The sequence below is a fragment of the Acinetobacter sp. YH12043 genome (genome assembly GCF_013419915.1).
Classification (GTDB): Bacteria; Pseudomonadota; Gammaproteobacteria; order Pseudomonadales; family Moraxellaceae; genus Acinetobacter.
Genome location: NZ_VOZD01000007.1, coordinates 39,589 through 49,060 on the forward strand (window position 1 = coordinate 39,589; position 9,472 = coordinate 49,060).

Below are 9,472 nucleotides of genomic sequence, written 5' to 3' on the forward strand. Positions count from 1 at the left end.
CCCGCTTACAGCGGGTTTTTCATTTTCTATGCATGGAAAAAAATATGAAAGCACTTTCAAAAACTGCAGTTGCTTTAGCAATGGGCGCAATGGCAACTCAATCAGCTCAGCCACTTTCTCCATTTATGGGCTTGAATGCCCGTGATCGTCAGACGGCTGAAGACTACAACCAAGCATGTGCTGACCTTCAGACACGTATGGCCAATTTGGATAAATTGATCACACGTTATAACGATGCTTTACAGCGTTTGGAAGGTGTGCCAGAAGATCTTCAAGAAGAACTTGAAACACGCGCCAAAGAAAACAAAAAATTGGCAAGTGAAATCGAAGAACTGCAACAAAAATTGGTTGATGGTGTTCAACATCGTGGTGCGGATCCTGACACCGTTGCATCGTTGCTGATTCGAAATAAAGAAGTCGCAGATCAAGCCAATGCCATTTGTCGTGCTCGCGGTAAATTTGGTTTGGATGGCGTTCAGGCACGTAACATCGTGACATTGGCAGGAATGGGTGCGACAGCATCGTTGGCTCAAAATGATTTGAGTCGTACTGTGGAACGTCCATTGACCATTTTGGACTGGATTAGCTTCACACCAATTACAGCTGAATTGGTGCCATTACTACAAGAATCTGCTTATGAAATCATGGCAGAACTTGCACCTGAAGGTACTGAAAAGAAAGAATCTAACTTAACTTTTGAAGTTGTAGATCTTAAAGCGGGTACCGTGGCGCATTGGATCAATATTTCGTTGCAAACGATGGCAGATATGCCGACATTGGCATCATATATTGAAGGTCGTTTGGCGTATGGTGTACGCCTTAAACTTGAAGCCTATATCGTTGCTGGTGATGGAGTTTCAGGTGGTACTGCTAAATCATTCAGTGGTTTACTTGAAGTTGGCAACCATGAAACTGTGACTGCGGAAGCAGATGATACAGCTGTTGATGTGATTAGCCGCGCAAAATATAAAGCAGGTTCAACTGGCTTATTGCCTGAAGCGGTGATTTTGAATCCTGAAGATTGGGGCAAAATCGAACGTTTAAAAGGTGATGATGGTCATTACATTTTTGGTTCACCTGGTGCAGCAGTTCAGCCTGTTCTTTGGGGCTTACCAGTGGTGCTTTCAGCAGCAATGACATTGGGTAAATATTGGGTTGGTAATATTTCTTTAGGTATTGCGGGATTTATTCGTGAAGATGTCGCAGTTGAGCTATCAACTGAAGATAAAGACAACTTCCGTAAAAACTTAGGTACCTTGCGTGCAGAAATGCGTGCATGTTGTGGCGTTCAAATTCCTGATGCATGTGTTGCAGGTGACTTACCTGTGCCTCCTGTCGGTCCTTAATTCGATAAACAATGAAAAGCAGTCCTTTGGGGCTGCTTTTTTTAACTCTTTTCGTGTCGCAAAAAGGCTATTTTTATGAGTAATTTAATTGACCCCAACATTGTCAAAAAACAGTTACGTGTTCTACATGACCGTGATGATGATTACATCGGATTACTCACAAAAGCAGCTCTCAAACATATTCAAAACTTCTTAGATCGACCACTTGAAGAAGTGACGGTCAATGGTGAATTGCATGAAGATTTGACCATTGCTGCCTTGTTGATCATCACAGATATGTACGAGAACCGAGCAGCTCAAACTGAAGTCAATTTATACGTCAACCAAGCAGTTGAAATGTACATGCTGCCATACCGAAAAATGGGGGTATGAGATGGGAACATTTATTAAAGAGTTTGGATGTTCTGATGCTTCAGTTGTAGAGAACACAGTCAATAAGTATGCATCAAAGAATGATCTAGAAATTCGGCAGATATGCGTAGTAATTGATGAAAAATCGAAGTGGCGCTACAGAGCCATCGTACTTTTTCAGAAGCCAATCAATATTGACGTGAACGTTCCAAAGCTAAATGGCTTGATGACGTTGCTTAGTGATAAGGGGAAACGTTAATCATGCAATCAGGTGATTTAGACCATTTATACGAAGTACTGCAACGTACTGAAGAAAAAGACAGTGCAGGTCAAAAAAAGTGGGTGTGGAACAAGATTGGTGAATTTTACGGTGGTGAAGTGCCTGTCAGTACTTCGGCATTTTCATCATCTGGTGCAATGGGATCGGCTTTAGTCGTTCAAATCAATTACCGACCTGCCGACTTTCCAGATTTGTTGCCTGAACATCAACTGCGTGATGCAGACAGCCAAAACATTTATGCGATTACGGGTATTTTGCCTGTCAGTCGTGCTAAGCATCGAATTATGTGTACGGTAGGGAAAATATGATTAATTCGTCTGTGGAAGTTGAAGGCTTAGACGATCTGACTGAAAAGTTGGAAGGTCTAGTCAATCTAGCGAAGCAGACGAGTGTGACGCAATCCGTTTGCCGATTCGCTTTAAAGGAATTACATGCCGATGTGGTCGCAGATGCACCACGGGCAGAGGAAGCGTATTACCGGTATTCCCGTGGATCTGCCAGAGCACGTAGGCGTGGCAATCCGCAAAATTCAAGACGATTGGTTCAACCAGGTACGCTTCAGGAATCAATCAAATTTAAGCGGATTAAATTGCCGAAAAGTGTCGGTGTTGGCATCTATGTCACCAATAAAGCCTTTTATTGGCGATTCATTGAGAACGGGACACCACACATGGCAGCAGACCCATTCTTGCGTAATAACTTTGATCATCAAAAAGAACGTGTCGTCGAACGATTTAAAACCAGTTATGCAAGACGTATTAAAGCCATTATTAAAAAACAGCAGGTGAATGCAGATGCTGGCGATTGAAATTTGTAATGCACTGCTGAGTGGTGCTGGATTTAAGTGTGGACCTGCACCGATTGCTGCAGGTGAAGACCTGACAGATGGCTATGTTACTTTTCAGGACATCAGCACGGTACCGCAAAACGATGTAACAGGTTGGATGGGCATTGATTATGTCCGCATGCAAGTGAATGTCTATCACCATGAAAAATTGAAAGCATCACAGCGTGCCAATCAGATTAAAAAATTATTTTCAAAGCAGAATCCGTACTGTGACTGCACGCCAATTGGTGAGCGTGGATCACATGACACTGAAACCTTGCTGCACTGTCAGCAAATCGATTTTTACATGACTCAATCTGATAACAGTTGTTAGGAGACACTATGACTGATTGCGCAGCGGGAACAGTAGATTCCCAAGGAATTAAATTAAGTGTTAAAGGTGGTGGTTTCACTGATAAGACTGAAGTTGGTGACATCTTAGATTTTCCGTTACCAAGTGGCGAACGTTCGACAGATGATGTAACGTCAGTATTATCTAAGTTTGCTCAGAAATTGGCAGCAGGTGTGATTGATTACGGCAGTTTAGATTTTGTGATGCTGCAGCGTACGAACAACGATCAACAGGTGAAACTTGAACGTGAATTTATCAAAGGTAGCTGTCTTGAGTGGGAAATTGAATTGCCTGATGAAGCGAAAACAGCTTATACCTTCTGCGCTTCAATTACTAAATTTGCACCATCGCGTGAAGCGTCGAAAAAGAACCGTGTGAATATGTCAATTGCGATTTCTGATGCAGTGGATCACCTTGAAGATGGTGTTTCAGTACTGGATGTGCCTGCAGGTCCATAAGCCAAAAACATTCTATAAAGACCCCGTTTCGACGGGGTTTTTTCATTCTATCTATTTAAAAAAATGAGAGGCAATCATGTCTAATTTAGCAAATGCATTCTTGGCAACAGTTGGTAAAAAACAATCTCAAATTGTTGAAATTAAAGATGTGGGAAATGTTGGTGTACTAACTTCATTAACTATGAAGCAACGTGCTGAATATTTTAATGAGCGTAAAAGTCTAGAAGACTCGGAAGGCAATGCACTTTTACTGCAAACAACTGTATTTGACCCCGAAACAGAAGAACATATTTTCAAAAAATTATCGTTGGACGATATCAATAACCTGCCAACGTACGTAACAGATCCATTGATCAAAGTGGCACTGCAAGCGATTGGTGTAACGCCTGAAATGATTGCACAGCAGGCCAATAAAGAAGTGGAACCGCAAGAACTAAAAAACTCCGCGAACGACCAGAACTAATGTTTATGTTTCAGCTCGCACTGCGGTTGGGTCGGACCGTAAACGAGTTGATGAGCAGTATGAGTGCTGAGGAATTCGAGTACTGGAAAGCATTTTCAGTATTCGAGCCAATTGGTGTTCTACGTGAAGATGCATTATTTGCCAATGTCTGTAAAACACTTGCAGATTTACAAGTGAAAAATGAACTGACATTACGGGATTTCACTGTGTTTAATCGCAATAAAGCAGAGCCTGAACCTGATCAAGAGCAAGTCATGCGTAACATCAAAGCATTGTTTGGAGCATTAAGTGCCAAGTCAAAAGCATAATTTTAAGGTCGGGGATGATGTTTATATTCCTGACCTGTTTGCCCGTCACAAATTTCGGGTACCAGATGATGAACAATATGTCGTAGATAAATTGATTGATGATGAACGTTTGCAAGTCAGTATCGAAGATCGTTCATTTGTTGGTCATTATTCACATTTTGCAGTTGTATCTGCTGGCAAAAGTTCATAATTGTTTATATTCTAACCTCTTATAAATATAGGGGGTTAGAATGGCGATTAAACCTTGTAAAGAATGCGGTTCACCAGTAAGTGATAAAGCACCAACTTGTCCACAGTGCGGTGCCAAGCAACCAAAGAAAACATCTAAGTTGGCTTTGATACTTGCAGGGTTAGTTCTGCTCGTTATATTTGGTTCGTTGCTATCAGGCGGTGATGAAAAAGCTTCAGACGAAAATGAAAATAGCACTGTTAGGCAAAAATGGTTTGTTGAAACTGAAACAGACCCAATGACAGATAAGAAGCGAGTTTATGTTTCAGTTGTTGCTAATAACGTTTTAATGAAAGGAAACGATTGGTCTACTTTGCAAGAACCAATAATGACATTTAGGTGTCAGGATGATTCAACCGAAGTTTTGGTTGATTTTAAGCAACCGTTGAGTCCTGAATACGGTAATGCTTTAAGAAGAACTACAAAATTTAGATTAGATGATGAAAAGCCATTTAATGTCACTTTAGACACAGCTCAAGGTAATTTGAGAGTTTATTTTGTTTCAGATCCCGTCCGAAATTTAAAGAAAATGATTGGTCATCAGAAATTATTAATTTCGTACCAAGCACATAGAACTGGTGAACAAGTTTTAGAATTTGACATAACTGAACTCGAAACTAGGCTAAAACCTATAAGAGAGTTATGTAACTGGTAATTTTTTAATTAAAGAAAACCTCGCTTCTAGCGGGGTTTTTTTTATGGGTGAAATTTATGTCAGGTGATATTTTAAGTCGGATTCAAATTCTGCTGGATGCAAATACAGCGAATTTTGAGCAAAAAATGAAAGATGCTCAAGATACCTCTGTATCAACCTTTGACAAAATTAAATCCAGTGCAAAAGTCATGGGTACCGCAGTTGCTGCGGGTGCAGCTTCAGCAGCAATTGCATTATCAGCGATGGCTTGGGAAACAGCAAATCAAGCTGTTGAGCTCGAAAAATTTGCGCTGCGTGCTAATACCACAACTCAAGATTTCCAAAAAATGGCGGTGGGTGCTCAGGCTTATGGCATTGAGCAAGAAAAACTCAGCGACATGATGAAGGACTTCAACGAAAAGCTGGGTGAATTAACGACTATCGGTGCTGGTGGTGGGGTTGATTTCTTTGAACAAATCGCTGTTAAAACGGAAGGATCTGCAGCAGCAGCCGAAAAGCTAATTCTGAAAATGCAGAAGCTTTCAGGTCCTGAAGCACTCCAGCTCTATGTCGATAAACTCGAAGAAGCGGGGGTGACACAACAACAGATGTCATTCTATCTGGAGTCGATGGCTTCAGATATGACAGACCTCATTCCATTGTTGATCAATGGCGGGGAGGGCATGCAGCTTTATTCCGATGCTGCGGAACGTGCCGGCATCGTGATGAACGATGAAACCATTGCCCAGGCGAAGATATTAAAAGAGCAAATGTATTTGCTCGATTTACAGTTACAAGGTGCTAAAAATCAGCTGATGCAGGCTGTAATTCCTGCATTTGTCGATATTGCACAGGCGTTCTTCAGCGGATCTGAGCAAGGCTTGCAGTTTACTGATGTTGCTAATGGCATTGCCGATGGTCTGCGATTTGTCGCCAAAGTTGCGATTGGTGCTGCTACAGCCGTTCAATTGGTTGGTAAAGTTGTTGGTGGTTTACTAGCGACTGGTCAAGCGATTCTTACGGGTAATATTAGCCAAACGCAATCTATTCAAGATGCGATGGTTGCTGATTTAGATGCAACCATGCAATCAGCAGCTGCCAAACTTGATCAGATTAGTAATAACACAGCTTCAACCACAGCCAAACAAATGGCAGCCTTGCGTAGTGTTGAGAAAACAACGAGCGGTGTGAATGCTGGTTTAGGCACATTAGTTGAGAAGCAGGACAAGGCAGAAAAATCAGCATCTAAATTAGCAAAAGCAACATCAAATGGTGCGAAAGCTCAACGCGAAAAAAACCGTGAAATTGAAGAAGCACAACGATTGATCTATGAATACGGTGATGAAATTAACCGTATTAATATGGATCTCGAAAAAGAAATTAAACGTATCAATGATGCTCAATATCTCAAAAGTGATGCTAAGACGCGGATGATCAAAGATGCCCGTGACTTATCAAGTGCTAAGCAAAAACTATTTGTTGCTGAATTGGAATTTGAAGTTACTGAGCACCATTTAGCTGAAGAGGAAAAGTTAAGAAAACAGCTAGATATTGATAAGTTACGTCTTGAGTCTACGAAAGGACTGCATAAAGCAGAACTTGAAGAGAAAAAGAAAGCATTGGATGCATGGTACAGATTGGATCTGGCACACATTGAAGAGCAAAAACGATCTCGTGTGAATGATGCCATGGCTGCATGGGGTGGCACGTATTCAGATATGACAGGGCAGGGTGAAGATCATGCTTTGTCACAACAGCGGTTTTCACGTACAGATCAGTCGCAGGAACTGTTTGACGCTCAAATGGCGTTAGCCAATACAGCTGAAGAACGCGAAGCGATTTGGGAAGCACACCACAATCGCATGCAGTTCATTGAGCAAGAGTACTTCCGTTCTCGTGCCAACATGCAACTGCAATGGGGCATGAGCTATGTCCAAGGTGCAGCAGGTGTCATGGCTCAAGTCTTTGGTGAAAACTCCAAAGCTTATCAAGCCATGTTTGCCGTGCAAAAAGCTATGGCGATTGCTCAAGTGATGATGAATGCGCCTGCTACGTTCTCCGCAGTAATGACATCGGCTTCAGCGATTCCAGTGGTCGGTCCATTCATTGCACCAGGCTTGGCAGCGGGTGCTGTGGCATTGCAAATGGCTCAAGCAGCTGCAATCGGGTCTGTTTCATTCCAGCCTGTAGGTATGGCACATGATGGTATTGATCGTGTACCTGAAGAGGGGAGCTGGTGGCTTGATAAAGGCGAACGTGTCCTTAAAGAGCAAACGTCATCTAAATTGGATAGTACGCTTGATGAGATCCGTCGAAGCAATCGTGAACCTGCACACGATATGCCACCGGTTGAACAGCCTATTTATAACATTCAGGCTTTAGATGGTAAGAGCGTCGAACGTGTCTTGAGAAAACACAGCCGTCACGTTGCTGGAAGTATGAAAGGCTATGCACGTAATTTTGGGAGATAAATGATGTCTGATGTTTTATTTCCAGACTTAACAATTGGTTATGACCTGACGCGAAAGCCGATGTTCAATACCAAGATTATGACTTCTGTGAATGGTCGTGAACTTCGTGCAAGTTATCAAGCTGTGCCGAAATATGAGTTTTCACTGACTTTGCCAGGGCTGCAGGAACGTAAAGGCGAACTGCAAGCAATTGAGGATTTCTTCATTGCTCGTCGCGGTGCTTTTGATTCGTTCCTGTTCAAAATGCCGTGGGACAATGAATATGAATGCATCTTCAATGGTGATGGCACTAAGACTTTATTTCAGCTGTATAAAGGTCAGTTGCCATTGGGAAATACACAATCTCAAGTGGCAATGGATCTTGATCCGACCTTTTGGAATGAAGATGACAATCAGCAGTTCTGGAGCAATAACGATAATGAATTATTCTGGGATGATACAAAAATCACAGTCAGCAAAAGTGGCATTGTTCAAGCAACAAAGCCATTGAAAGCAGGGCATAAATTTTCAGTGAAAGGCACATTTTATTATCGTTGCCGATTTGCTGATGATGGCCAAGCTTTTACGCTGTTCAGTTATCGCTTATGGAAAGGTGAAGTTACATTGATCGGATCATTGGGAAATAAAGTATGAGAGCAGCTTCTGCAAAACTAATTGCGTTACTTGATGCTGATCAGTTCGTGATGGCAGATCTCTACACCATTACGACAGTTCAAGGTGATGAATTACGATATACGAATTATGACTTTGATTTGACTGTTGCAGGTCAAACATATAGTTCGAGTGGTCCCATTATCAGTCGTGAAGGAATTAGCCTGTCACTCGGTATTGAAGTTGATAATTTATCGATCAGTATTGATTGTATTGATGATAATGAATGGAACGGCATCAATGTTGTTCAAGCGTTTCATAATGGCCAATTAGATGGTGCTCGATTTAAGTTAGAACGCATATTTATGGATATGAATACACCAACGGACACCAGTGCCGGCACCATCAAATTGTTTGAAGGTCGAATCATTGAGCCTGACTTAGACAGAAATTCAATCCAAGCTAGTGTTGCGTCAGATCTGGATGAATTGAATGTACAAATGCCACGAAATCTGTATCAGCCAAGCTGTACCAATACGCTATTTGACACGGCATGCGGTCTATTGCGTCAAAACTTTATGGTGCAGACAACCATTGAAACGGGGAGTACTGCAGCACGAATTTTATGCCAAGTGAATCAGCCACAGGGATGGTTCACACAAGGTGTAATTGAATTCTTGGACGGTGGTAATGCCGGTCTAAAACGGACGATTCGCATGCATGAATCAGGTGCTTTGTTATTGACTTTGCCATTGTTGGAAGCACCGCAGGCAGGGCAACGAATCAAGGTTTATCCAGGATGTGATAAGCGTTTAGAGACTTGTCAAAACCGTTTTAACAATTTCGCTCGTTTCCGTGGCGCGCCATTTATACCAGTGCCTGAAACCGCAGTTTAACCAAATTTGTATTAATCCATACCCAGCCTGCGCTGGGTTTTTTTATGGGGTGAGAAAATGCCTTTACCTACACCAGCTGACATTCGTGATAAAACGAAAAAACACTCTCAAGTGCGCGAGATGTTGGCTCAATTATCTGAAAGTGTTATTGAGAAAACTAAATCAATCACTAATGCTATTGACTTCGATACTTACAAAACTGAAGGCTCTTATGCAATTGCTCATGATTTAATAGCAACTTCTACAAACAAACCTATAGGTGCTGTT

General features: G+C 41.9%; 15 protein-coding genes. All 15 read left to right on the forward strand.

Annotated features, from left to right (window positions below; genetic code table 11):
* Window positions 1-44: 44 nt before the first annotated feature.
* Window positions 45-1,346: a phage major capsid protein gene (locus tag FTU01_RS05355; protein WP_180092442.1), complete on the forward strand. Its 1,302-nt coding sequence runs from the start codon at window positions 45-47 to the stop codon at window positions 1,344-1,346.
* A gap of 75 nt (window positions 1,347-1,421) precedes the next feature.
* A complete protein-coding gene (locus FTU01_RS05360; RefSeq protein ID WP_180138443.1) occupies window positions 1,422-1,718 on the forward strand; it encodes a head-tail connector protein in 297 nt (98 codons plus the stop codon).
* Between the two features lies 1 nt (window position 1,719).
* Window positions 1,720-1,956, forward strand: a complete 237-nt coding sequence (locus FTU01_RS05365; protein ID WP_180138446.1) for a hypothetical protein — start codon at window positions 1,720-1,722, stop codon at window positions 1,954-1,956.
* Window positions 1,957-1,958: 2 nt separating this feature from the next.
* A complete protein-coding gene (locus FTU01_RS05370) occupies window positions 1,959-2,285 on the forward strand; it encodes a head-tail adaptor protein (RefSeq protein WP_180138448.1) in 327 nt (108 codons plus the stop codon).
* On the forward strand, window positions 2,282-2,785 hold the full coding sequence (locus tag FTU01_RS05375; RefSeq protein ID WP_218952498.1) for an HK97-gp10 family putative phage morphogenesis protein: 504 nt from the start codon (window positions 2,282-2,284) through the stop codon (window positions 2,783-2,785). Before FTU01_RS05370 ends, FTU01_RS05375 begins: the two co-directional genes overlap by 4 nt.
* Window positions 2,772-3,137, forward strand: a complete 366-nt coding sequence (locus tag FTU01_RS05380) for a hypothetical protein (protein ID WP_180138450.1) — start codon at window positions 2,772-2,774, stop codon at window positions 3,135-3,137. Before FTU01_RS05375 ends, FTU01_RS05380 begins: the two co-directional genes overlap by 14 nt.
* A gap of 8 nt (window positions 3,138-3,145) precedes the next feature.
* Window positions 3,146-3,613, forward strand: a complete 468-nt coding sequence (locus FTU01_RS05385; protein WP_180138451.1) for a hypothetical protein — start codon at window positions 3,146-3,148, stop codon at window positions 3,611-3,613.
* Window positions 3,614-3,689: 76 nt separating this feature from the next.
* Window positions 3,690-4,076 carry a hypothetical protein gene (locus tag FTU01_RS05390; RefSeq protein WP_180138453.1) on the forward strand — a complete coding sequence of 129 codons (387 nt, stop codon included), beginning with the start codon at window positions 3,690-3,692 and terminating at the stop codon, window positions 4,074-4,076.
* Between the two features lie 5 nt (window positions 4,077-4,081).
* Window positions 4,082-4,384, forward strand: a complete 303-nt coding sequence (locus FTU01_RS05395) for a phage tail assembly protein T (protein ID WP_180138455.1) — start codon at window positions 4,082-4,084, stop codon at window positions 4,382-4,384.
* Window positions 4,365-4,574, forward strand: a complete 210-nt coding sequence (locus FTU01_RS05400) for a hypothetical protein (protein ID WP_180138457.1) — start codon at window positions 4,365-4,367, stop codon at window positions 4,572-4,574. Before FTU01_RS05395 ends, FTU01_RS05400 begins: the two co-directional genes overlap by 20 nt.
* A 40-nt stretch (window positions 4,575-4,614) precedes the next feature.
* Window positions 4,615-5,268, forward strand: a complete 654-nt coding sequence (locus FTU01_RS05405) for a type VI secretion system-associated protein TagO (RefSeq protein ID WP_180092463.1) — start codon at window positions 4,615-4,617, stop codon at window positions 5,266-5,268.
* A 56-nt stretch (window positions 5,269-5,324) separates the two neighbouring features.
* On the forward strand, window positions 5,325-7,718 hold the full coding sequence (locus FTU01_RS05410; protein WP_180138459.1) for a hypothetical protein: 2,394 nt from the start codon (window positions 5,325-5,327) through the stop codon (window positions 7,716-7,718).
* Window positions 7,719-7,721: 3 nt separating this feature from the next.
* Window positions 7,722-8,351: a DUF2460 domain-containing protein gene (locus tag FTU01_RS05415; RefSeq protein WP_180138461.1), complete on the forward strand. Its 630-nt coding sequence runs from the start codon at window positions 7,722-7,724 to the stop codon at window positions 8,349-8,351.
* The gene (locus tag FTU01_RS05420; RefSeq protein ID WP_180138463.1) at window positions 8,348-9,205 is read left to right on the forward strand and encodes a DUF2163 domain-containing protein; all 858 of its coding nucleotides are present in this window, start codon (window positions 8,348-8,350) and stop codon (window positions 9,203-9,205) included. Before FTU01_RS05415 ends, FTU01_RS05420 begins: the two co-directional genes overlap by 4 nt.
* Before the next feature lie 57 nt (window positions 9,206-9,262).
* Window positions 9,263-9,472, forward strand: a 210-nt coding sequence (locus tag FTU01_RS05425; protein ID WP_180138465.1) for a hypothetical protein, incomplete at its 3' end; no start/stop codon positions are given.